General features: G+C 62.7%; 24 protein-coding genes. 9 read left to right on the forward strand and 15 right to left on the reverse strand.

Features of this window, described 5'->3' with window-relative positions; translation table 11 throughout:
* Positions 1 to 25: 25 nt before the first annotated feature.
* The 7 genes from CIT25_RS03570 to CIT25_RS03600 form a co-directional block, all read right to left on the reverse strand.
* Positions 26 to 997: a small ribosomal subunit Rsm22 family protein gene (locus tag CIT25_RS03570; protein WP_095483189.1), complete on the reverse strand. Its 972-nt coding sequence runs from the start codon at positions 995 to 997 to the stop codon at positions 26 to 28.
* Positions 998 to 1,000: 3 nt separating this feature from the next.
* Positions 1,001 to 1,324: a YnfA family protein gene (locus tag CIT25_RS03575; protein WP_095483296.1), complete on the reverse strand. Its 324-nt coding sequence runs from the start codon at positions 1,322 to 1,324 to the stop codon at positions 1,001 to 1,003.
* An 85-nt stretch (positions 1,325 to 1,409) separates the two neighbouring features.
* Complete coding sequence (locus CIT25_RS03580; protein ID WP_095483190.1) at positions 1,410 to 2,699, reverse strand: cyclopropane fatty acid synthase; 1,290 nt, start codon at positions 2,697 to 2,699, stop codon at positions 1,410 to 1,412.
* Positions 2,700 to 2,876: 177 nt separating this feature from the next.
* On the reverse strand, positions 2,877 to 3,461 hold the full coding sequence (gene rplI, locus CIT25_RS03585; protein ID WP_095483191.1) for a 50S ribosomal protein L9: 585 nt from the start codon (positions 3,459 to 3,461) through the stop codon (positions 2,877 to 2,879).
* Positions 3,462 to 3,674: 213 nt separating this feature from the next.
* The gene (gene rpsR / locus CIT25_RS03590) at positions 3,675 to 3,923 is read right to left on the reverse strand and encodes a 30S ribosomal protein S18 (RefSeq protein ID WP_006203718.1); all 249 of its coding nucleotides are present in this window, start codon (positions 3,921 to 3,923) and stop codon (positions 3,675 to 3,677) included.
* Positions 3,923 to 4,417 carry a 30S ribosomal protein S6 gene (rpsF, locus tag CIT25_RS03595; protein ID WP_029354402.1) on the reverse strand — a complete coding sequence of 165 codons (495 nt, stop codon included), beginning with the start codon at positions 4,415 to 4,417 and terminating at the stop codon, positions 3,923 to 3,925. Before rpsF ends, rpsR begins: the two co-directional genes overlap by 1 nt.
* A gap of 304 nt (positions 4,418 to 4,721) precedes the next feature.
* A complete protein-coding gene (locus tag CIT25_RS03600; protein ID WP_095483192.1) occupies positions 4,722 to 6,647 on the reverse strand; it encodes an LTA synthase family protein in 1,926 nt (641 codons plus the stop codon).
* 267 nt (positions 6,648 to 6,914) lie between these two features.
* Here CIT25_RS03600 and fabD point away from each other — a divergent pair, with 267 nt between their 5' ends.
* Positions 6,915 to 7,856 carry an ACP S-malonyltransferase gene (fabD, locus tag CIT25_RS03605; RefSeq protein ID WP_095483193.1) on the forward strand — a complete coding sequence of 314 codons (942 nt, stop codon included), beginning with the start codon at positions 6,915 to 6,917 and terminating at the stop codon, positions 7,854 to 7,856.
* A 59-nt stretch (positions 7,857 to 7,915) separates the two neighbouring features.
* Positions 7,916 to 8,653, forward strand: a complete 738-nt coding sequence (gene fabG, locus CIT25_RS03610) for a 3-oxoacyl-[acyl-carrier-protein] reductase (protein ID WP_095483194.1) — start codon at positions 7,916 to 7,918, stop codon at positions 8,651 to 8,653.
* 6 nt (positions 8,654 to 8,659) lie between these two features.
* Here fabG and CIT25_RS38395 read toward each other — a convergent pair whose 3' ends face one another.
* The 4 genes from CIT25_RS38395 to CIT25_RS03625 are packed head-to-tail and all read right to left on the reverse strand — an operon-like array spanning position 8,660 to position 9,870.
* Positions 8,660 to 9,013 carry a mannan-binding protein gene (locus tag CIT25_RS38395; RefSeq protein ID WP_363226978.1) on the reverse strand — a complete coding sequence of 118 codons (354 nt, stop codon included), beginning with the start codon at positions 9,011 to 9,013 and terminating at the stop codon, positions 8,660 to 8,662.
* Positions 8,970 to 9,137: a hypothetical protein gene (locus tag CIT25_RS37370; protein WP_245329755.1), complete on the reverse strand. Its 168-nt coding sequence runs from the start codon at positions 9,135 to 9,137 to the stop codon at positions 8,970 to 8,972. Before CIT25_RS37370 ends, CIT25_RS38395 begins: the two co-directional genes overlap by 44 nt.
* Before the next feature lie 9 nt (positions 9,138 to 9,146).
* Positions 9,147 to 9,443, reverse strand: a complete 297-nt coding sequence (locus CIT25_RS03620; protein ID WP_095483195.1) for a hypothetical protein — start codon at positions 9,441 to 9,443, stop codon at positions 9,147 to 9,149.
* 25 nt (positions 9,444 to 9,468) lie between these two features.
* On the reverse strand, positions 9,469 to 9,870 hold the full coding sequence (locus CIT25_RS03625) for a hypothetical protein (protein WP_095483196.1): 402 nt from the start codon (positions 9,868 to 9,870) through the stop codon (positions 9,469 to 9,471).
* 269 nt (positions 9,871 to 10,139) lie between these two features.
* On the opposite strand from CIT25_RS03625, the gene CIT25_RS38400 reads away from it, so the two are divergent.
* The 7 genes from CIT25_RS38400 (at position 10,140) to gmk (ending at position 15,837) form a co-directional block, all read left to right on the forward strand.
* Positions 10,140 to 10,340 carry a DUF3011 domain-containing protein gene (locus CIT25_RS38400; RefSeq protein WP_425351727.1) on the forward strand — a complete coding sequence of 67 codons (201 nt, stop codon included), beginning with the start codon at positions 10,140 to 10,142 and terminating at the stop codon, positions 10,338 to 10,340.
* 34 nt (positions 10,341 to 10,374) lie between these two features.
* The gene (locus CIT25_RS03635; RefSeq protein WP_095483198.1) at positions 10,375 to 10,773 is read left to right on the forward strand and encodes a hypothetical protein; all 399 of its coding nucleotides are present in this window, start codon (positions 10,375 to 10,377) and stop codon (positions 10,771 to 10,773) included.
* Positions 10,774 to 11,226: 453 nt separating this feature from the next.
* On the forward strand, positions 11,227 to 11,463 hold the full coding sequence (locus CIT25_RS03640; protein WP_006203723.1) for an acyl carrier protein: 237 nt from the start codon (positions 11,227 to 11,229) through the stop codon (positions 11,461 to 11,463).
* 34 nt (positions 11,464 to 11,497) lie between these two features.
* A complete protein-coding gene (gene fabF / locus CIT25_RS03645; protein WP_095483199.1) occupies positions 11,498 to 12,760 on the forward strand; it encodes a beta-ketoacyl-ACP synthase II in 1,263 nt (420 codons plus the stop codon).
* Positions 12,761 to 12,862: 102 nt separating this feature from the next.
* Entirely contained in the window at positions 12,863 to 14,089 is a 1,227-nt protein-coding gene (gene mltG / locus CIT25_RS03650) for an endolytic transglycosylase MltG (protein ID WP_095483200.1), read from the forward strand.
* Positions 14,090 to 14,266: 177 nt separating this feature from the next.
* Positions 14,267 to 15,157, forward strand: coding sequence for a YicC/YloC family endoribonuclease (locus CIT25_RS03655; protein ID WP_095483201.1), 891 nt, complete (start codon positions 14,267 to 14,269; stop codon positions 15,155 to 15,157).
* Between the two features lie 5 nt (positions 15,158 to 15,162).
* Positions 15,163 to 15,837, forward strand: a complete 675-nt coding sequence (gmk, locus tag CIT25_RS03660; RefSeq protein WP_164759298.1) for a guanylate kinase — start codon at positions 15,163 to 15,165, stop codon at positions 15,835 to 15,837.
* Positions 15,838 to 15,870: 33 nt separating this feature from the next.
* On the opposite strand, the gene rsmA is transcribed toward gmk, so the two are convergent.
* From rsmA to CIT25_RS03680, 4 genes are all read right to left on the reverse strand, one after another.
* On the reverse strand, positions 15,871 to 16,710 hold the full coding sequence (rsmA, locus tag CIT25_RS03665; protein ID WP_095483202.1) for a 16S rRNA (adenine(1518)-N(6)/adenine(1519)-N(6))-dimethyltransferase RsmA: 840 nt from the start codon (positions 16,708 to 16,710) through the stop codon (positions 15,871 to 15,873).
* A gap of 22 nt (positions 16,711 to 16,732) precedes the next feature.
* A complete protein-coding gene (pdxA, locus tag CIT25_RS03670; protein WP_095483203.1) occupies positions 16,733 to 17,761 on the reverse strand; it encodes a 4-hydroxythreonine-4-phosphate dehydrogenase PdxA in 1,029 nt (342 codons plus the stop codon).
* Between the two features lie 12 nt (positions 17,762 to 17,773).
* Complete coding sequence (locus CIT25_RS03675; RefSeq protein WP_164759297.1) at positions 17,774 to 18,709, reverse strand: peptidylprolyl isomerase; 936 nt, start codon at positions 18,707 to 18,709, stop codon at positions 17,774 to 17,776.
* Positions 18,710 to 18,959: 250 nt separating this feature from the next.
* On the reverse strand, positions 18,960 to 21,254 hold the full coding sequence (locus CIT25_RS03680) for an LPS-assembly protein LptD (RefSeq protein ID WP_370453344.1): 2,295 nt from the start codon (positions 21,252 to 21,254) through the stop codon (positions 18,960 to 18,962).
* Between the last annotated feature and the right edge of the window lie 49 nt (positions 21,255 to 21,303).

Consider the following 21,303-nt stretch of genomic DNA (forward strand, 5'->3'; position numbering starts at 1 on the left):
AACAAAACAGGAAAATAGCTGCCAATCACTCCGGCAGCGCGTCGCCCCAGTCGAGCCGCCGCGCGGTCTTGAACATCTCGCCGTCGCGCTTGGTGAACAGTTTCTCGTCGACACTGCCGTCCTTTTCGCAAAGTTTCAGCAGGACCTTTCCCGAGCCGGGTTTCGGCGGTGCTATCACCCGCGCCTGCGGGGGGTGGACGGCCGGATGGCGGGAGGCGGCGACATAGATGAATTTCTCGTCCTCCCATGGCACGTCGGCGTCCTTGGCCAGCCGGTGCAGGCGCGAGCGCGCGACACGGCGCGAAAAATGGCACCAGTCGGGCGCCGCGAGCGGGCAGGGCGCCTCATGAGGGCAAGGCGCAAGCACATGCGCGCCCGCCTCGATCAGGTGCCGCCGCACGGCAAGTATGCGCTGCCATCCGGCCGGCGTGCCCGGCTCGACGACCAGCAGCGTGTCGTCGGTCAGGTGCCAGAGCCGGTCGATGAGTTTTGGCAGCGATGCCGGCGCGATCTCGTCCAGCACATAGGCGCAGGTGACCAGCTCGGCCGGCTTGAGGTCGGCAAGGTCGATGGTGACATCGCCGGCCAGCCAGGCGATCCTGGCCGTCATCGCCTCAGTGGCAAGCGCCTCGCCGATCCGGCGCACCGCGGCGCTCGCCTCGATCAGCACCGCCTGCTCGAGGTCGGGCCAGAGATCGAGCGCGGCCCAAAGCACCGTGCCAGGGCCAGCGCCGACATCGAGCAGGGTTTTCGGCGCATAGTCGGGCCGTGCCTCGCTGACCGCATCAAGGCTGGCACGGACGGCGGCGTAGGTCGCCGGCAGCCGCGTCGCCAGATAGGCCTTGACCGCCATCTCCTCGGCCATGTGCAGGCGGCCGTCGCGCAACTCGGCGCGGTAGCGGTCCGATAGCGTCTTTGCCGCCTGCTTCAATGTCGGCAGCGGCACTTTTTCGAGGAGGCGCTCGACGCCCTGCCGAAGCGGGATAGGCAGTTCCATAGCTCACGCCCCCCGAGGCGCGAGCAGGATGACCGAGGCGCCGACGATGCAGAGCGCGGACCCGGCAATATCCCAACGGTCGGGACGCACGCCTTCCACCAGCCACAACCATCCGAGCGAGGCGGCAATGTAAATGCCGCCATAGGCGGCATAGGCGCGGCCCGCCGCACTGATGTCTACCAGCGCCAGCAGGAATGCGAACAAAGCGAGTGAGGCCAGGCCTGGAGCCAGCCACAGCGGCGACTTTTCCAGCCGCCACCACGCCCACGCCGAAAAGCAGCCGGCGATCTCGGCAAGGGCAGCAACGATATAGATGAGATAGGTCATGAAAAAAGGTCTCGCGGCGATGGCGAGACCTTTTTCAGCGTGCGGGCCGGCAATGGCAAGCGGCAATGGCGAGATCGCCGGAAGTCTATTCCGTATCCGCCACCTTGCGGCGGCGCGCGGGCTTGGCGGCAGGGGCTTTTGGGCGATGCCCCATGTCGCGCATGTCCAGCGCCTTCTCGCATTTGGCCATGTAGTCGCGCGTCATCGGCAAGGTATCGTTCTTCTTGGCAATCTGGATCTGGAAGATCACCAGGTCCTGCCAGCGGAAGGCGGCTTCAGAGGCCGCCAGATAGAACTCCCACATGCGGCAGAAGCGCTCGTCGTAAATCGCCTTGGCCTTGTCGCGATTGGCAGCGAAGCGCTGGCCCCAGTGCTTCAGCGTATCGGCATAATGCAGCCGCAGGATTTCGATGTCGGTGACGACGAGGCCCGACTTCTCGATCGCCGGCATCACCTCCGATAGCGCAGGGATGTAGCCGCCCGGGAAGATATACTTGCGGATGAAGGCGCTGGTTGCCCACGGCACACCGGAGCGGCCGATCGTGTGCAGCAGCATGACGCCGTCCGGCTTCAATAGCGTCGCCGATTTGTCGAAGAAGGTGCGGTAGTGGTTGACGCCGACATGCTCGAACATGCCGACCGATACGATGCGGTCGAAGCGCTCGTTGAGTTCGCGATAATCCCTCAATTCGAAATGCACGCGGTTTTCCAGACCTTGCGCATGGGCCCGGTCGGTGGCGACGCCATGCTGTTCGGTCGATAACGTCACACCTTGCACGTCCACGTCGAAGGACTTGGCGAGATAGAGACCGAGCCCGCCCCAGCCGGAACCGATGTCGAGCACGGTTTGGCCGGCCTTCAGCCTGAGCTTGGCGGCAATGTGGCGCTTCTTGGCAGCCTGCGCCTCATCGAGCGTCATATCCGGCTGCTCGAAATAGGCGCAGGAATACTGCATGTCCTCGTCGAGGAAGAGCCTGTACAGGTCGCCCGACAGATCGTAGTGGCGCTGCACGTTGCGGCGCGCGCGCGCCGCCGTGTTGATCTGCTGCAGGCGGCGGAAGGCGTGGCGCAGGCCCTCGATCGCTTTCGACCAGGTGGCATCGATGCCGCCGCTACCCATGTTCTGGAAGGCGATGCGCATGACCCCCAGCACGCCGCCCTCGAGTATGTCGAGTTCGCCGTCCATATAGGCTTCCGGCACCGCCAGCATCGGATCGAAGGTAATGGCGCGCTCGGCATGCGCGGTCTTGATGTGCATGTGCACCGGCTCGCCGCTGCCGTCGCCGAACATCACCGACAAGCCCTTGGGTCCGGTGACTTTGAGATTGCCGGTGCGCACCAGGCGGTCGAGAACGCGTTTCAGCAGAATATTCATGACCAAATGTCCCCTCTCGGTCAGACAGCCTGTCCTACTCTGCATCAACATATAGGGTTTCGAAAAGTTCCTGTTGGCACAAAAATGCCCGGGCGAGGCGCCCGGGCATTGGTCCAGAAATAACTGGAAGCCGACGAAATTGTTTAGAGCGCCGCGCTGACGCCCTGTGACGTGCAATCAGCCGTTGTCTTCACCGCCTTCGAACTCGGCATTGGGGTCGAAGAAGTTGTCAGGGCGCGCATTGTCATTGATGTCTTCGCCATAGATGGCTTCGGCGGTGGTCAGCATCTCGCCCTTGGCCTGGCGCTCGGCTTCGTCGGCCGTGCGGGCGATGTTGAGCGTGATGGTGACCTCGACTTCCGGATGCAGCGCGATCGCCACGTTGGTAAGACCGATGGTCTTGATCGGCTGGTTGAGCAGGATCTGGTTGCGGTTGACCGAAAAGCCTTCCGCCGTCAGCAACTCGGCGATGTCGCGGGTCGACACCGAGCCGTAGAGCTGGCCGGTTTCGCCGGCCGAACGCACGGCGATGAAGCTCTTGCCGTCGAGCTTTTCCGAAACCTGCGTGGCCTCGGACTTGCGCTCGAGGTTACGGGCTTCGAGCTGGGCGCGCTGGCCTTCGAACTTCTTTTTGTTGGCTTCGTTGGCGCGCAGCGCCTTGCCCTGCGGCAGCAGGAAGTTACGGGCGAATCCGTCCTTGACCTTGACGGTGTCGCCCATCTGGCCGAGGCGGGAAACGCGCTCGAGAAGAATGACATCCATGGTTTTGTTCCTTCGTTTGGGCGCCAAAATCACTGGCATCGACGCCGAATTGTCTGGAACAGGTCAGGAAGCAGAGGGCGTCGCCGCCAATGTCGCTGTCCTGCCTGTCGCGGCAGTTAGAGGTCTTCACCTCAACCCGGGGTTTGATGGTAGACCCCGCGGCGCCCGTCGCCGTGGGAAAAAGCGGGCGGCGAACCGCCCGCTGAAAGAGTGTTAGCGAACCACGTAGGGCAGCAGGCCAAGGAAGCGGGCGCGCTTGATCGCCTTGGCGAGTTCGCGCTGCTTCTTCTGGCTGACGGCGGTGATGCGCGACGGCACGATCTTGCCGCGCTCGGAAATGTAGCGCTGCAGAAGACGTACGTCCTTGTAGTCGATCTTGGGCGCGTTGGCGCCGGAGAACGGGCAGGTCTTGCGGCGGCGGTGGAACGGGCGCCGGGTCGGGATCTGGTTGATGTCGACCATTATTCTGCACCCCCTTCAACACCTTCGCGCGGACGGCGCGGACCACGGTCTGCACCGGCGTCGCCACCGAAGCTGCGCGGCGGACGATCGCCACGGTCGCCGCGATCGCGGTCGCCGAACGAGCGCGGGCCGCGGTCACGGTCGCCGAAGCCACCGCGTTCCGAGCGCTCTTCGCGCTTCTGCATCATCGCCGACGGGCCTTCCTCATGCGCATCGACCTTGATGGTGAGGAAACGCAGCACATCTTCGGACAGGCCCATCTGGCGCTCCATCTCGTTGAGCGCGGCCGGCGGGCAGGTGATGTCCATCAGCGTATAGTATGCCTTCCGGTTCTTGTTGACCCGGTAGGTGAGGGACTTCAGTCCCCAGTTCTCGACCCGGCCGACGGACCCGCCATTAGCTGAGATGACGCCCTTGTACTGTTCGACAAGCGCATCGACCTGCTGCTGCGAGAGGTCCTGCCGGGCAAGAAACACATGTTCGTAAAGAGCCATATTGTTCTTTTGCCTTTCTTCGTTTCTCTCCCGGTTCCCGGCGGCAAAAGCCTCTGCAACTTCTCTGACCCGCCGATCCCTAAAGGAGGCGGGGAAGAAAGGAGCATGACGAGACGGTCGAGAGCGGAGACACGGGAGGCGGAAGCGCTTCTGGCCCCACACGAAGGTTTCGAAAAACCTCCGGCCCTCCGTTCAGCCCCCAGCAAGGACCGGCAGATTGCGGGCGTCTATACAGGAATCCGGCTGGATGGCAAGGGCGAGCCGAAAATCCGCCGCTGCAAGGACGACATGTCGCGCGGCAGCTTTAGCTTGTATGCGGGACCAGCTTCTTCACCGTTTCCGGGAAGAAATCGGGCGCTGCGTGGCGCTTGCCGAACATCATGTCGTATTGCAGCAGGCGGAAATCGCGAATGGCCGGGTCGATTTTCTTCTTGCGCGCCCAGTCCGGCGTGGCTTCGCCCGCCGGCGTCAACAGCAGATTGCGGTCGACGACACGGTAATGCTCGCGCATCTGGCCGAGGAAGCCGGTGTAATAGGGGTGGCTGATCCCGGCCGTGGTCAGGATATGGTAGGGCAGGAAGGCGGGGCTTACCGCGCCCATTTCCGCGGCCGGTCCGGTGCGGTTCGACCATACGATCAGCGGCGTCTGGTGATGCCGCAGCATCTGGTCAGGCGACTCCTTGCGCGGCGCGACATTGTCCTTGAGGAAGCCGGTTTCGACATAGACCGGACCGAGCGGCGGCAGATGGTCGCCGAAGAAGGCGATGACCGTCGGCCGCTGGCGGTTCTTCGCCCATTCGACAAGGCGCTCGAGGCCCTTGTCGGCGTCGGATGCTCCCTCTGTGAAGCTCAGCAGCGAATCCTTCGCCCATTGGCTGGTCGGCGCCTGCACCTTGTGGGTCGGATTGTAGTAGCGATTCGGCTCATAGGGACCGTGGTTCTGCAGGCTGACGGCGAAGAAGAAGAACGGATCGTCGGTGGCGTCGGCCTCGCGGATGATCTCGTCGGTCATCGCCGCGTCCGAGGCCAGCGGCCCGCGCTTTTCGAGATATGGCAGGTTTTCCTCCGACTTGAAGTCGTCGAAACCGAAATCCGCATAGACCGGCGTGCGGTTCCAGAACCAGCTCGTGCCCGGATGGATGGCGCGCGTCTCATAGCCTTGGCTCTTCAGGAACGTGGCCATCGACGGCACCGGCGCGCGGACATATTGCTGGTAAGGGATGCTGCCGGCCGGCAGGAAGGCATTGGAAAAGCCGGTCAGCGCCTCGAACTCGACATTGGCGGTCATGCCGCCGAATTCGGGCGAGAACATCGAGCCCGAGCGCAGCGTCCGCACATTGGGAATCGGATCGGGCGTGATGGTGACGCCGGGCAACTCGGTCGGATCCCAGAAGGATTCGCTCATGACGATGATGACGTCGGGCTTCTCGGCCGGTACGGAGACCGTCACGTCAGGCCTGTCGATTGCCGCGATCGACTTGTCGGAATAGCCCGCAGGCGCCGAGACGTGGGCCATCGGCACGTTGAGCGCGAAGGCGAGCGCGAAGCCGTTGGAGGCGTAGTTTTCCTTCTGGTCCCACATGATCGGGATGATCTGCAACCGGTCACGCGTCCACGAGAAGGTCGCGTAATCCATGATTGAGACGAAGAAGGCGAGCAGCGGCACTGTCAATGTCAGCCGGGCAAGGCGGCCCTTACGGCTGAGCGCCGGTACCCGGCGGCGCCATAGTCGCCAGCCATAGACGAGCAGCGATAGGCCGCCAACGATGCCGACCGCCATAGCGATGGCGGTCCCCGGGCGTTCGCGCACCAGAAGCGGCATCAGCGCCACGATCTGGCGTGAATACAAGAAATCGGTCGGATAGAGCGGATCGCCGAGATAGAGCGATTTCTGATGGCCGACAAAGGCCAGCGCCAGCGTCAGCGGCGCGACGATCATCAGGCTCTGGTGGCTGCGGCCGAGCACGGCATCGAGACCGATGAGGATCAACGCGAAAATGATGATGGTGGTCCAGCCCGGCTTGAACGGCTGCAGGAAGAAGGCGACGGTGCCGGCAAAGTCGCCGCGCACGATCAGTTCGACCGCAAACACCAGAATGGCGGCAGCGAGCAGGCTGACGAGGCCATAGCGGATAACGGGCCATTTCCGGCCCGGCAGATAGCCGGTGGCCGGATCGCCTTCCAGAAACTGTGGCGCGGCCTTGCCGGCGCCTTTCCTAGTCCTTGCCAACTTACAATTCCCCCGACCATACACAAAAGCGTCATTGAGCTGTCATCGATATGTCACAAAAAGCTAGCGCCTGTGGCTGAAATAAGAAGAGCCAGCAAACGAATCGTGAGCGATTTTCATCATGAGTGATCGACAAAAAGCCTTTTGGAACAGGCACTCGGCCAGCGATGCCGAGCCGGAGCGGCCTGAGTTGGGCTGATGGCGGACTTGACTTGCCCGCCTGCCTTGCGTCACAGGCAGGAAAAATCAGCCGCTTAGGAGCCACAGATGGCCGTCGCATTCACCTTTCCGGGACAGGGCAGCCAGGCTGTCGGCATGGGCAAGGACCTCGCCGACGCCTTTCCGGAATCGCGGAAGATCTTCGAAGAGGTCGACGACGCGCTCGGCGAAAACCTGTCGAAGCTGATCTGGGAAGGGCCGGAAGAGACGCTGACGCTGACCGCCAATGCCCAGCCGGCGCTGATGGCTGTGTCGCTTGCCGCAATCCGGGCTATGGAATCGCGCGGCTTCTCGCTGAAGGACAAGGTCGCCTATGTCGCCGGCCATTCGCTCGGCGAGTATTCGGCACTTGCTGCCGCCGGTTTCGTCTCGATCGCCGATGCCGCCCGGCTCTTGCGTATCCGCGGCAATGCCATGCAAGCGGCAGTGCCGGCCGGCGAGGGCGCCATGGCGGCGATCATCGGGCTGGAACAGGCCGATGTCGAAGCCGCCTGCGCTGAAGCGGCCAAAGATTCAGTTTGCCAGATCGCCAACGACAATGGCGGTGGCCAGTTGGTGATCTCCGGCGCCAGGGCGGCGGTTGAACTGGCGGCGAAGCTGTGCACGGAAAAGGGCGCCAAGCGGGCGCTGATGCTGCAAGTTTCTGCGCCTTTCCATTCGGCACTGATGACACCGGCGGCCGAGATCATGCGCGAGGCGCTGGCCGGGGTGACGAAGAACGCGCCGTTCGTGCCTGTAGTCTCCAACGTGTCGGTCACCCCGTCCAGCGATCCCGACGCCATCGCCCGCCGCCTGGTCGAACAGGTGACCGGCCGCGTGCGCTGGCGCGAGACGGTGGAGTGGTTCGGCGCGAATGGCGTTGCGACGCTTTACGAGGTGGGCGCAGGCAAGGTGCTGTCGGGACTGGCTCGGCGCATCAACCGCGATATCGCCACAGGCGCTGTCGGCACGGCGGCGGATGTCGAGGCGGCATTGGCGGCGCTCGCATAACCGGCCACGATTTGACCCCACCCGTGTGAAGGGTGTTCTCTTAGATCAGGAGACAAGACATGTTCGAATTGACTGGCCGCAAGGCGCTCGTCACAGGCGCATCAGGAGGGATAGGCGAGGCGATCGCCCGGGTGCTGCATGCGCAGGGCGCCATCGTTGGCCTGCACGGCACCCGCGTCGAAAAGCTGGAGACGCTGGCCGCCGAGCTCGGCGACCGGGTCAAGCTGTTCCCGGCCAACCTTTCCAACCGCGACGAGGTCAAGGCGCTCGGCCAGAAGGCCGAGGCCGATCTCGAAGGTGTCGACATTCTCGTCAACAACGCCGGCATCACCAAGGACGGGCTGTTCGTGCGCATGGCGGACGCCGACTGGGATAGCGTGATCGAGGTCAATCTGACCGCCGTGTTCCGGCTGACCCGCGAGCTCACCCATCCGATGATGCGGCGCCGGCACGGCCGCATCATCAACATCACCTCGGTGGTCGGCGTCACCGGCAATCCCGGCCAAACCAATTACTGCGCTTCCAAGGCCGGCATGATCGGCTTTTCCAAGTCGCTGGCGCAGGAGATCGCCACCCGCAACATCACCGTCAACTGCGTCGCCCCGGGCTTCATCGAATCGGCGATGACCGACAAGCTCAACGACAAGCAGAAAGAGGCGATCATGGCGGCGATCCCGACACGGCGCATGGGCACCAGCGCCGAAGTCGCTTCCGCCGTCGCCTACCTCGCCTCCAACGAAGCTGCCTATGTCACCGGCCAGACCATCCACGTGAATGGCGGCATGGCGATGATTTGATAAAAGTCAGTTGCATTCACATTTGGCGTTCGTCCAGCAAACCGGCGACGTTTCCCCGTGGACCTCACCCTCTATGCATGATGCCTGCTTACCTGCCGGGCAGGTAACCTGACAGCCCCCGCAAGCCTCGTTCGAAGGCGCGTTGCAGGAGGTTTCACGACCGGTGGGAAAAGAAGAACCGGATGATCCTCTTGAACAGGAACAAACCGACATGGTCCCCCAGACGGTAGTCCGCCACAGACCGGACCAGGAACTATTTCCGCACACCTGAGGGCACTTTTTCTGAGCGTCCGCATCGTTAAAGATAGGACCGGCCTTATGCTCGTTCGGCAATCGGTGGTTCACTTCTTTTGCGTGCACCGGCAGTGCTGTCGAAATCGCGGTGACGATCAAAAGCAAGATTGCAGCAATCGAGTTTCGCATCTTTTGCCCCTCTTTTCCCACGAAGAACAGTATTCAGCTCACTGAACGTTTCGATTTCCATTTCTGGCGGTCAGAGCGTCTCGGCAGCGATGGCGCAAGCAGTCTTTTCCTCAGGTGGACCGAACTTTGCCATTGCGGCTTTTAGATCGGCTTTGTCGAGGCCAAGCTGTGCGACAAGGGAGCTTGCAAGTGTGTTCGCCTGCTCTTGCGTCATCAGCTTTTGGCCCACCGCGGTATCGATGGTCCTGCAGACCGCTCCGATTCCACCGATCGCGGAGCCACCGACTTCGCCTATGAGTCCGCCGCCCAATGCGCCTACGACTACGCCAAGGCCTAGCACCAAAACATAAGAAAAGAAGCGCAGCATCTAACCCCCTTAAGACCACAATCGGTCAGCAGCCCGCATCCGGATCGGCGGCCTTCATCGATTTGCACATCGCATCGTCGATATCTGCTTGATCTTTGCGCACAAGGTCGCTCGGCGATGTCGGCGCAGGCGCTGAATTCTCGGGACTATCGACGAGCGTGCCAACCCCATGTCCACCAATATAGTTCCCATTGGCGTCGTAGTTGGCGTTGCCATTCTTGTCGAACGCGGGTGGCCGAGACCCCGACTCGGCTTGTGTCGGACCTTTCGGAGCTGAATAGCTCACGACTGGCTGACGGTAGCCTGCATAAGGCGTCGGATTCGTTGAACCGCAACCGGAAACAACGAGTGATATTGCCGCCAGTGCGATGAGCGACTTTGTACTGCTGAGCGCAGCCTTCCGGATAATGTTCATGAAAAACAGCATAGACCGGCACAAGTTCGTTGCAAGACCTTCATCAAGTGACGTCAGGTGAACACAATATCGGTGCCTTTATTTCACTGGAGACAGGTAAAACTCGCGGGCTTTTCAGGCGACAAAAATCGTTCATTTGCCCCCGTGCGTCTGCCCGTGCCACATGTACGACTCGAACTGGGTCCGGTTGCCGCTTCCCATTTCAGGAGGAACACCTTGTGAAAAAGTTTCCATCGGCATTCTTCTCGGCGGCGTTGGTCGTCTTCCCAGGCATCTCTCTCATGCCGGCTGCGGCAGCGCCTCACACTGTAGACTGCAGTTCGGTCAAGAATAGGTATGTGGAATGCGCGGCAAGGTATGCTGCACCTGTGCTTGTTATGCAGAAATCGTGGCGCCCATGCATTCTGAACAACACATGGGGATACAACCCAGAGACAGGTTATATCTGGGTTACCGGCGGTTGCCGGGGGTGTCTTCGCTGACCAGCATGGCTACCACCACGGGCAAGCCGGCGGCATGGACCCACGTGCAAGGCGGTACAGCAACCAGGGGAATTTTATCGGCTACGGCCCTTTGATCGTGGTGAAGAGAAATACGATCAACCAGAAGGTGATGATTCAAAAGAATGAACTGACAATCATCAATAATCCTCACGATACCGCACGTGTAGCGGACCCGGAGGCAACGCGCGAGATAGATTCGACGCCACAATTCGATAGGAACGGGGAACCGAATTTCGACACGGAGGGTAACTATATTGGCCCCCACGGTCTCGGCGCGTTGGTCGACGCCCCCGAGGCGGAAAGTGCGGCTTCAAGTGGCGATGATCAATCGCTGGGTCAACAGGGCAATGGGGGTGACGTTGACGGGACCGAAGACGAGGCCTGCGGCGGCGATAGAAGTCCGTGCCCTTGACCTGCTCCTGTCATGGACACTGTTCGCGAAGTAATTTTCCTTCGCGTTCGCTCCTCGTATCCGAACAGATTGCCTCACGCTATTCGACTGTATTGAATGAACTCACGATCTGATTTGGCCTGACCCGCAAACTGCGCTTTCGCCGGTCGCCCAGCGCCGTTTTCTGCGCTTCCGCGGCCCTTGGACTTGTAGGCCGGCTCCGCTCCGGCTCTCGACAAAACGCTGCTTGTCTTGGCAGAGCGAGTTATTGGGCAAGCCTCGACTGCGACACTGGAAAAGAGACCATTTCGTCTTGGACGCGCGGCGTTTTTCGTGTAATGCGGCCCGCAACCCGGCGGTTCGGGCAAAAACCGGTCCGGTGCCGTTGCGTTTCCGGCAGGACCATCTTTCAGCTTGATTAGCGGCATTCTGCCCGCTAACGAAGACAGACAACCAAAAGACGAGGATGCCCAAATGAGTGACACCGCAGAGCGCGTCAAGAAGATCGTTATCGAGCACCTTGGCGTCGATGCCGATAAGGTGACGGAGCAGGCGAGCTTCATCGATGATCTGGGCGCGGACAGCCTCGACACGGTCGAACTTGTCATGGCGTTCGAAGAAGAGTTCGGCGTCGAAATTCCCGACGATGCGGCCGAAACCATTCTGACTGTTGGCGATGCAGTGAAGTACATCGACAAGGCTTCGGCCTGACGCTATTTGCAGTCATCACCGAGGAGGACCTGCGATGAGGCGTGTCGTCGTCACGGGCCTTGGGCTGCTTTCGCCGTTCGGCATGGGCTTCGAGCATAGCTGGAAGAAGCTTCTGACCGGCCGCAGCGCAGCCAAGCGCATCACCGAGTTCGAGGTGGAGGATCTTGCCTGCAAGGTCGCCCACGTCATTCCGCGCGGCAACGGTGATAACGCCACCTTCAATCCCGAGGCCGTTCTCGAGCCGAAGGAACTGCGCAAGATCGGCGACTTCATCCTTTACGGGATCGCGGCCGCCGACGAGGCGTTGAAGGATTCGGGGTGGACGCCGAAAACGCATGAGGAGCAGTGCGCCACCGGCGTGCTGATCGGCTCCGGCATCGGTGGCATCGAAGGCATCGCCGAGAACGCGATGATCCTGAAGGAGCGCGGCCCGCGCCGCATCAGCCCGTTCTTCATCCCCGGCCAGATCATCAATCTCGTCTCCGGCCAGGTTTCGATCCGGCATGGGCTGAAAGGCCCTAACCACGCCGTTGTCACCGCTTGCTCCACCGGCGCGCACGCCATCGGCGATGCCGCCCGGCTGATCATGTGGGGCGATGCCGACGTAATGGTCGCAGGCGGCGCCGAGGCGCCGGTGACGCGGCTTTCAATTGCCGGTTTCGCTGCCTGCCGTGCACTGTCCACCGACCGCAACGACGCTCCGGAAACGGCCTCGCGTCCCTATGATCGCGACCGCGACGGCTTCGTCATGGGCGAGGGCGCCGGCGTCGTCATTCTGGAGGAGCTGGAGCATGCCAAGGCGCGCGGCGCCAAGATCTATGCCGAGGTCACCGGTTACGGCCTGACCGGCGATGCCTATCATATCACCGCGCCGGCCGAAGATGGCGACGGCGCCTTCCGCTGCATGGTAGCGGCGCTGAACCGGGCCAAGCTGACGCCCGCAGACGTCGACTACATCAACGCGCACGGCACCTCGACCATGGCAGACACGATCGAGCTCGGCGCCGTCGAGCGGCTGGTCGGCAACGCCGCGTCGAAAATATCGATGTCGTCGACCAAGTCGTCGATAGGCCATCTTCTGGGTGCGGCGGGCGCCGCCGAGGCGATCTTTTCGATCCTCGCCATTCGCGACAACATCGCGCCGGCCACCATCAATCTCGACAACCCGGAGCGCGAAACGGCGATCGACCTGGTGCCGCACAAGCCGCGCGCCCGCCAGGTCGACGTGGCGCTGTCCAATTCCTTCGGCTTCGGCGGCACCAACGCCTCGCTGGTCTTCCAGCGCTACAATGGCTGACCGGTCCGCCGACCGGCACGGCTCGCGCGTGTCGTCAATTTTGCCATATTCGCCCCTACTCTGCCCAAGGGGATTCGTTGCAAGATCAAACGGTAGGGCGCCATGAACACAAATTCGGCGGACAACGGGGAATTCGGGCAACGGTCCGCACCGTCGGGTCCGATCGTGCCGAAGACGGCCAGCGAGGCATTGCGGCCTGAAGCCGGCACACCGCCGCCCAAGCGCTCGCGCGCTTCGCGCAGCCAGTTCGTCGTGTTCATGAATTTCGTCATCTCCTTGGTGATGCTGTTGGTTCTGGCGGCCGGCTTTGCATTGTATTTCGGCAAGCAGGAATTCAACGAGCCCGGCCCGTCGGCCAATGCCGACACCTTCCTGGTCAAGCCGAACACCGGCGTCCAGGAAATTGCCGAGCAGCTCGAGCGGCGCGGACTGATCAGCGACGCGCGCATCTTCCGCCTTGGCGTGCGTGCGTTTGGCAATGATTCTGCCCTGAAGGCCGGCGAATACGAGATCAAGCCGCAGGCCTCCATGCGCGACATCATGGAGCTGCTGAAGAGCGGCAAGTCGGTGATGTATTCGCTGACCGTCCCCGAGGGGCTAACCGTCGAGCAGGCGCTGCAGCGCATCGCCGATCAGGCAGCGCTCGACGGCGATATGCCTGCGACCATTCCACCCGAGGGCAGCCTTGCTACCGACACGCTGCGTTTCACCCGCGGCGCGACACGCCAGCAGATGGTCGACAAGCTTTTGGCGGATCAGAAGAAGCTGGTCGACGACGTCTGGCAGCGGCGCGCTCCCGATCTGCCTCTGGCCAGTGTCGATGACTTCGTCATCCTGGCTTCGATCGTCGAGAAGGAGACGGGCAAGGGCGACGAGCGCTCACGGGTCGCCGCCGTCTTCCTCAACCGGCTGGCCAAGGGCATGCGGCTGCAGTCAGATCCGACCATTATCTATGGGCTGTTCGGCGGCAAGGGCAAACCCGCCGACCGCCCGATCTACCAGTCGGACATCAAGAAGCCGACGCCCTACAACACTTATCTGATCAACGGCCTGCCGCCGACGCCGATCGCCAATCCCGGCCGTGCGGCGCTGGAAGCGGTGGCCAACCCGTCGAAGACCGACGACCTTTATTTCGTCGCCGACGGCACCGGCGGACACGTCTTTGCTGCAACGCTCGCCGAGCACAACGAGAACGTCGCCCGCTACCGGGCTCTCCAGAAGAAGCTTGCCGATGAAGCCGCCAAGGCCGGCGCTGCCAAGGCCGACGCCGCCAAAGTGGAAGGTCAGACCGATGCGCCGGTGGACGGCGATACGGGAGCGGCGCAGTAGCGCCGGACGGTTCTGGGATCGTCCCTCCGATTCGTTTGACGGCAGGGACGTGCCGATTTTTTAATCCGGAGCGCCTTGCGTCCGATTCGGCGCGAAAAGGCGCTCCAGCATTTTGAAACCGCATGATCTGGCCGGAATCGCTTCCGGGGTCATGCGCCAGGGGGTCGCAAGGGCAACATGAATTTGCAGAGCATGACCGGTTTTGCACGGGCTGTCGCCGAACATGACGGCACGTCGATCGCCTGGGAGGTCAAGTCGGTCAACGGCAAGAGCGCCGAGGTCAGGCTGCGGCTGCCGCAGGGCCTTGAGCGACTGGAGCCGGCCGTCAGACAGACGGTGCAAAAGCGCTTCTCGCGCGGCAATTTCCAAGCAACGCTGACCGTCGGCCGCGCCGCCGGCCAGCAGGCGCAGCCCGTGGTCAACGAGGCCTTCCTGAGGGATCTGGCGGAGTTGGCCAAGCGGCTGCAGGAGCAGTTCGGCGCAGCGCCGGCGACAGCCGACGGGCTGCTTTCGCTACGCGGTGTGCTCGACATCCCCGAAACCACCGAAACCGAAGAGGCGCGGGCGGCACTCGACAGCGCGATTCTCTCGGCGCTCGAAGTGTCGCTGGGCGGGCTGGAGCAGGCACGCCAGGGCGAGGGCGCCGCACTGCGCTCGTTGCTGTCCGGCCATATCGACGCCATCGAGGCGCTGACGCTGCGCGCCGAGGCCGATCCGTCGCGTGAGCCGGCGGTGATCCGCGAACGGATTGCCGAGCAGGTCCGGCTGCTGATGGATGCCTCCGCCAATCTCGACGCCAGCCGGTTGCATATGGAAGCGGCGTTCCTGGCCACCAAGGCCGACATCCGCGAGGAGATCGACCGGCTGAAGACGCATGTCGCGTCCGGCCGGGTGCTGCTGGCAGGCGGCGGCGCCATCGGCCGCAAGCTCGATTTTCTGGCGCAGGAATTCAACCGCGAATCGAATACGCTGTGTTCGAAGTCGAACGCCGCTACGGTCACCGCCATAGGGCTGGAGCTGAAGGCGGTCGTCGACCAGTTTCGCGAACAGGTCCAGAATCTGGAGTAACCCTGATGGTCGCCAAGGAGCCGATGGTTGCTAAGGATTTGGGCTCCCGTATTCGCCGACGGGGCCTGATGCTCGTGCTGTCGTCGCCGTCCGGTGCCGGCAAGTCGACGATTGCGCGCAATCTCCTGGAAAGCGATTCTAGCCTCGAACTGTCGGTCTCCGTCACCACGCGGCCGCGCCGCGGCAGCGAAATCGAGGGCGTCCATTATCATTTCCGCACCATGCGTGAGTTCGAGCGGCTGCGCGATTCCGACGAACTGCTCGAATGGGCCGAAGTGCATGGCAATTGCTACGCGACGCCGCGTGAGCCGGCCGAACTGGCGCTGGCACAGGGCCGCGACATGCTGTTCGACATCGACTGGCAGGGTGCCCAGCAGCTCAAGGAGAAGATGCGCGCCGATATCGTTTCCATCTTCATCCTGCCGCCCTCGATGAAGGAATTGAAGGCACGGCTGAAGCGCCGCGCCGAGGACCAGGAATCGGTGATCGAGACGCGTCTGAAGAACGCCCGCAACGAGATCGAGCACTGGAAGGAATATGATTTCGTCATCATCAACGACGATCTCGATCGTGCCTTCGCCGAAGTGCGCGGCATCGTCATCGCCGAGCGACTCAGGCGCGACCGCCGGCCCGGCCTGTTCGATTTCGTCTCGGGCCTGCTCGACGAGAAGACGGATTAGGCGCCTTCCTTCTCCCCGTAACGAGGAGAAGAGCTACACTGCGTTGGTCAACCGCACGAATTCTTCGATATCAAGCGTTTCGGCGCGCCGCGTCGGATCGATGCCGGCGCGCGTGAGCAGGGCTTCGCCGCCGAGGCCCTTGACGCTCTGGCGCAGCATTTTGCGGCGTTGGCCGAAGGCCGCTTCGGTGACGCGGCTGAGCTTCTTGACCTCGGCGGGCAGGGGACTTGCCCGCGGCACCAGATGCACCACCGACGACACCACCTTGGGCGGCGGCGTGAACGCTTGCGGCGGCACGTCGAAAGCGATCTTTGCTTCCGTCCGCCAGCCTGCCAGCACACCCAACCGGCCATAGGCATCGCTGCCGGGGCGGGCGACGATGCGCTCGGCCACCTCGCGCTGGAACATCAGCGTCATCGATGCGTAGAAAGGCGGCCAATCGGCAACGGTCAGCCAGCGCACCAAAAGCTCGGTACCGATGTTGTAGGGCAGGTTGGCGACGATCCTCACAGATCCGTTGCCCCCAAGCGCCCCTTGGGCAAGCGCTGCAAAATCCGTCTTCAGCGCATCGCCGGCAATGATCTCCAAACGGCCCGGATAGTGATCCGACACCTCCGCGAGCGCCGCCAGGCAGCGCTCGTCGCGCTCGATGGCGATGACCCGACCAGCGCCGTGGGAAAGCAGCGCCCGGGTTAGGCCGCCGGGACCCGGACCGACCTCGATCACCGTGGCGTCCGTCAGGTCGCCGGCGGTGCGCGCGATCTTGCCGGTCAGATTGAGGTCGAGCAGGAAATTCTGGCCAAGCGCCTTTTTTGCCTGCAGCCCATGGCGTTCGATCACCGCGCGCAACGGCGGCAGCCCGTCGATGCTCATGCGACCGCTCTCATGCAAAGCCTCATGCGATGGCAGCCTTCGTCCCGGTGTCGGCAAGCCTGCGGGCGAGCCTTAGCGCCGCGATCAGGCTGTCGGCCCGGGCTATGCCCTTGCCGGCGATATCGAAGGCGGTGCCGTGATCCGGTGAGGTGCGGATGAAGGGCAGGCCGAGCGTGACGTTGACCGCCTCGTCGAAAGCCAGCGCCTTGGCCGGGATCAGCGCCTGGTCGTGGTACATGCACAGCGCCACATCGTAGCCGGTTCGGGCGCGGGCATGGAACAGCGTGTCGGCCGGCAGCGGCCCGAAAGCATCGATGCCTTCTGCCCTCAGCCTGTCGATCGCCGGGCGGATGATGTGCTGATCCTCGGCGCCCATCGCGCCGCCTTCGCCGGCATGCGGATTGAGGCCGGCAATGGCAAGCCGAGGCTTGGCGATGCCGAAACGATGTTCGAGGTCGGCAGCGGTGATGCGGGCGGTCGCAACGATCAAGTCCGTCGTCAGCGCTTTCGGCACCTCGCTCAACGCAATATGGATGGTGACCGGGACCGTGCGCAATTCGGGACCGGCAAGCATCATCACCGGCATTGCTTCGGCGCCGGTGTGGAGCGTCGCCAGATGCGCCAGATACTCGGTATGGCCGGGGAAACGGAAACCGGCATCGTAGAGCGGCTTCTTGGCGATCGGGCACGTGACAACAGCCGCTGCGCGACCGCCAAGGCAGTCGTCAACAGCGCGGTCGATCGCCTCGATGATGCCGGCGGCGTTGGCTGGGTCCGGCCGGCCGGGGTCGTCGACGAAGCGGGCGACTAGCGGCACGATGGGCAGGGCGCGTGTAAAGACGCGCGCCGCTTCGGCTGGCATTGTCTCCGTGATTGGCATATCGGCGACGAGCCGGCGCGCCCGTGCGGAAACCAGCGCCGGATCGGCGAGAAGATAGAAGGGCGGCACACCGGCGCTGTCGCGCGCCTGCCAGGCGGCAATGGCGATCTCCGCCCCGATGCCGGACGGATCGCCGACGCTCAACGCCAGCGGAAGCTGTATCTCTGGCACGCCCAGGGTGTCTTAGCGCTCGACGATGCGGGCTTTCTTCCGCAACTCCTCGACGTACTTCTTGGAGAGCTCGTCGGCGTCCTTGCCGGTTGCGCCTTCGCTCTGGAACACCATCTGGGCGGCCTTGTCGTCGGACACTTCGCGTGACGAGCAGATGCCGATGAACTCGACCCCGCGATCCGTCTCGCGCGTGCTGGTGGCACCCCCGACCTTGGTGGCTTTGATCTGGTCGGCCCATTCCGGCGGCAATTGCGGCGCCAGCACCCGGCCGAGATCGCGAACGGTGACGTCGATCAGGCCCTTGGCAAATTCGCGCGAGGTGTTGCAGCCGTTGAAGCGGGCGCGCATGGCGTCAGCCTCGCGCTTGCGCTTGGACAGCGTAGCGCTGCGCTCGGCCGCCGGCACGACGAAGATGACTTGCTGCAGCATGTATTCCATGGCGGTCGGCTTGGCGCCGCCCTTGTCGAGCATGCGCCTGACTGCGTCCTGCTCGCTCATGGCGCCGCCGCCGCTCTCGGAGCGATGGCGCGCGGTCAGCGCCTGATTCCAGGCCATCTGGGAGCGGATGAACTCCTTGAAATGCTCCTTGCCGACGCCGGACTGCGCCATGACGCCATCGAGTTGCTTGAGCTGCATCTTGTTGGTCGTGGCAAAGCGCTGATAGGCGGCGTCGACCTGGGCGTCGCTGATGCGGATGCCGAGACGCTTGGCTTCGGCGACGCGCAGCGTCTGCTCGATCATCTCGTCGGCGGCGTCGCCTTTCTTGCGCTGCAGGCGCAGGAAGGCAGCCCGATGCTGGATGTCGCCGGTGGTGATCGGTACGTTGTTGACGACGTATTTGATCTGGCTGGCGAAAGCCGGCGGCGTCATCATGGTGATCGAGGCCGAGGTCGCCGCCACCAGCAGCGCGAACCCTGCCGAAAAGAGGTATTTCCTCATCGAAAGCATCCCAATTCTATCTCGGTTCCGGCCCAATTCTATCTCATTATGAGGGAGCTGAAACCCGTGCCTGCCCTATGCGGCGAAACGATGTCGTTAGAGCGACGTGCGTCCACTTGGGCGCACAAGGTACTCTCTAAACACTTTGAATCTACGCATCGTGCTTTCCGAAAATCAATTCCGACTTTCGGGCCGACACGTTGGCCGCCTGTTCCGGCCGTCTGCTGCTGGCCAGCCGTCTGCTACTGGCTAGTGTCTGCTACTGAATGGTGTCGATGGAGCTTTGTGACGAGCCGAAATCGCCGAGCGTGCGGAACGACAAGTTGAAACCGATGTTCTGCGACACTTCCTTGGTTTCCAGGTCGCGGGATTCTGAGAACGTCATCAAATAGGTGAAGCATGAATCACTATAGGCAAAGCCGACCCCGTCCTTGACCAGGACACTTTGCTCCAGATCGTAGGTGCCGGTGCCGAAGACACGCCAGTTCTCGGCAAGTTGCGTCGAGGCGCCGAGCGTGACCTCATGGCGATCGGTCGTGAAGCCATAGAGCGGCTGCGCCTGGATGAAGGCATATTTGGCGCTGAGCGAAATCGGCAGGCCGGAATAGGCTGCTTTCACCTCGGCGCGGCGAACCTCAAGGCTCTGCTCGTCGAAACGGCCGCTGACCGAGCCGGAAACTCCGCTGGGGCTATTAAAGCCGACGAGGCCGACATAGTCGGAGGTCTCGGTCTCAAGACCGGAATCGGCTCCAACATTGACCAGGTCCGGCGAATCGAAGGAGTTGCGACCGCCCAGCTGGTAGGATTGGCCGAACAGCGCGTTGGTGCTCCAGCCATTGTCGTAGGCGCCGGAATAGCGCAGCCCGACATTGGCGCGCGTGCCGCCTTCCATGCGATCGTAGCCGGAGAACTTGTCACGCTCGAACAATGTCGTGGCGTCGAAGACGAAGCTCTGGGCGTCCTCGTTGGGGACAGCGAGGCCACCGACATATTGCTCGTTCGGACGCACGAACACCTGCGCCATCGGCTCGAAGATGTGGCTGGAGCTGGTCGACGAGAACAGCACCGGCCAGCGCATTTCCAGCCCGGCGGTCGCCATGTAGCGGGCGAGTGATGTCCGCATGTCATCGCTGGCATTTATCTCCGGGTTCATCGCCATCTGGTTGATGGCGGTGAGCGAGGCCGAGGACGCATTCACATAACCGACGTCGCCGCGCAGCGCCAGCAGCGGCGTCAGCAGCAGCCCGCCATCGGTGGTGAAGGTGCGCTTCCATTCCGCTTCGGTGGTGAGGCGGCCCGACTGGCCCTCGATGCCGCGGACATTATTGACGGACGCAGCGTTGTTCGGATCGGAAAGGATCCTATCCAGCCTTTCACGGCTGATGGCCTGTGCGTTGACGTTGAACGACAATTGCCCGCCGCCCACAGCCATGTCGGGGATGTAGGCGTAGTCGAGCGAGGGCAGCACCCAGGGCTGCTTGCCGGCGCGCGCGGACGGATCGTCAGGGAGCGTCTTTTCCTGGACCTCGAAGCGCATGGCGCGCACGTCGAAATAGTTGCGGCCATTGAGGCCTGTCAGGTAGATCGAGGAGTGGTGCACGCTCTCGTTGAAGTCTTCGATGGCGTAGGTGCGCGAGAAGTTCTTGTCGGTCTGCAACAGGACATCCCAGCCGAAGTCCCAGCGCGGATTGATGGCGAACTGACCCTTGGTGCCCATCATGCCGCGGAACTTGTTCGGGTCGCCGGCCGAACCTGAATCGACATTGTTGCCGTGGCTGTCGATGAATTCGTCGGGGTCCTCTTGCCGGATGCCGGCGACCTTCAGGCTATACTGGCCGTTGTTGAAGCGCTGGCGCCACTCGGCCTCGCCGAGGAAGCCTTGCTTGGTGTAGCCGCTGCCGGTGACGGTGAGGTCATAGGTTGGTGAGAGCGCGAAATAATACGGGACTTTGACGCCGACGCCGAGCTCGCTCTTGTAGGCAATGCCGGGAATCAGGAAGCCGCTCTTGCGCTTAACGGTAGGGTCGGCAATCTCGAAGGCCGGCAGATAGGCAAGCGGAAAGCCGAAGAACTCGAAATTCGAATTCTCGAAGCGAACCGTCTTCTTCTCGCCGTTCCAAATGATCTTTCTGGCTTTGATGCGCCAGGTCGGCGCTTTGTCTGGTTGGTCCTCGCATGGCTCGCAGGCCGTGTACACGCCGTTGTGGAACGTCGTCAGCACGCCGCCCATGCGTTCCGCGCTTTCGGCGGCGAAATATGCCTTGTCGACGGTTTCGACACGCAGCGCGTTGACGAAGCCATCAGCGAAATCGTCGGTGATGTCGACATGCTGCGAATAGATCTTGGTGCCGTCGCTGTTGATGACCTCGACATTGCCGCTGGCGACGAGGCGCTTGGTGTTGCGATTGTACTCGACCCGCTGGGCGACAAGGCGGTTGCCGCCATAGTCGATCTGGACGCCGCCGACGGCCGTTACTGTCTGGTTGTCGTTGTCATAGACCAGCGTATCCGCCGCCAGCAGCATTTGCGAGCCGGCGGGGACGTCGGCTGCCATGTCGCTGATATCCTGGGCAGAAGCCGGAATATTCGGGACGACGCAAGCG

The sequence above is a fragment of the Mesorhizobium mediterraneum genome (genome assembly GCF_002284565.1).
GTDB classification, from domain to species: domain Bacteria; phylum Pseudomonadota; class Alphaproteobacteria; order Rhizobiales; family Rhizobiaceae; genus Mesorhizobium; species Mesorhizobium mediterraneum.

Bases quoted from the DNA above. Each gene is read 5' to 3' on its own strand.
- fabD (WP_095483193.1), top strand. From the start codon at position 6,915: ATGGCCGTCGCATTCACCTTTCCGGGACAGGGCAGCCAGGCTGTCGGC.
- CIT25_RS03570 (WP_095483189.1), bottom strand. From the start codon at position 997: ATGGAACTGCCTATCCCGCTTCGGCAGGGCGTCGAGCGCCTCCTCGAA.
- mltG (WP_095483200.1), top strand. From the start codon at position 12,863: ATGAACACAAATTCGGCGGACAACGGGGAATTCGGGCAACGGTCCGCA.
- fabF (WP_095483199.1), top strand. From the start codon at position 11,498: ATGAGGCGTGTCGTCGTCACGGGCCTTGGGCTGCTTTCGCCGTTCGGC.
- rsmA (WP_095483202.1), bottom strand. From the start codon at position 16,710: ATGAGCATCGACGGGCTGCCGCCGTTGCGCGCGGTGATCGAACGCCAT.
- CIT25_RS03680 (WP_370453344.1), bottom strand. From the start codon at position 21,254: ATGGCAGCCGACGTCCCCGCCGGCTCGCAAATGCTGCTGGCGGCGGAT.
- CIT25_RS37370 (WP_245329755.1), bottom strand. From the start codon at position 9,137: ATGGAAATCGAAACGTTCAGTGAGCTGAATACTGTTCTTCGTGGGAAA.
- rplI (WP_095483191.1), bottom strand. From the start codon at position 3,461: ATGGATGTCATTCTTCTCGAGCGCGTTTCCCGCCTCGGCCAGATGGGC.
- gmk (WP_164759298.1), top strand. From the start codon at position 15,163: ATGGTCGCCAAGGAGCCGATGGTTGCTAAGGATTTGGGCTCCCGTATT.
- CIT25_RS03620 (WP_095483195.1), bottom strand. From the start codon at position 9,443: ATGCTGCGCTTCTTTTCTTATGTTTTGGTGCTAGGCCTTGGCGTAGTC.
- CIT25_RS03655 (WP_095483201.1), top strand. From the start codon at position 14,267: ATGAATTTGCAGAGCATGACCGGTTTTGCACGGGCTGTCGCCGAACAT.
- CIT25_RS03640 (WP_006203723.1), top strand. From the start codon at position 11,227: ATGAGTGACACCGCAGAGCGCGTCAAGAAGATCGTTATCGAGCACCTT.
- fabG (WP_095483194.1), top strand. From the start codon at position 7,916: ATGTTCGAATTGACTGGCCGCAAGGCGCTCGTCACAGGCGCATCAGGA.
- CIT25_RS03575 (WP_095483296.1), bottom strand. From the start codon at position 1,324: ATGACCTATCTCATCTATATCGTTGCTGCCCTTGCCGAGATCGCCGGC.
- CIT25_RS03625 (WP_095483196.1), bottom strand. From the start codon at position 9,870: ATGCTGTTTTTCATGAACATTATCCGGAAGGCTGCGCTCAGCAGTACA.
- CIT25_RS03580 (WP_095483190.1), bottom strand. From the start codon at position 2,699: ATGAATATTCTGCTGAAACGCGTTCTCGACCGCCTGGTGCGCACCGGC.
- CIT25_RS03675 (WP_164759297.1), bottom strand. From the start codon at position 18,709: ATGCTTTCGATGAGGAAATACCTCTTTTCGGCAGGGTTCGCGCTGCTG.
- CIT25_RS38400 (WP_425351727.1), top strand. From the start codon at position 10,140: ATGCCGGCTGCGGCAGCGCCTCACACTGTAGACTGCAGTTCGGTCAAG.
- CIT25_RS03635 (WP_095483198.1), top strand. From the start codon at position 10,375: ATGGACCCACGTGCAAGGCGGTACAGCAACCAGGGGAATTTTATCGGC.
- rpsR (WP_006203718.1), bottom strand. From the start codon at position 3,923: ATGGTCGACATCAACCAGATCCCGACCCGGCGCCCGTTCCACCGCCGC.
- rpsF (WP_029354402.1), bottom strand. From the start codon at position 4,417: ATGGCTCTTTACGAACATGTGTTTCTTGCCCGGCAGGACCTCTCGCAG.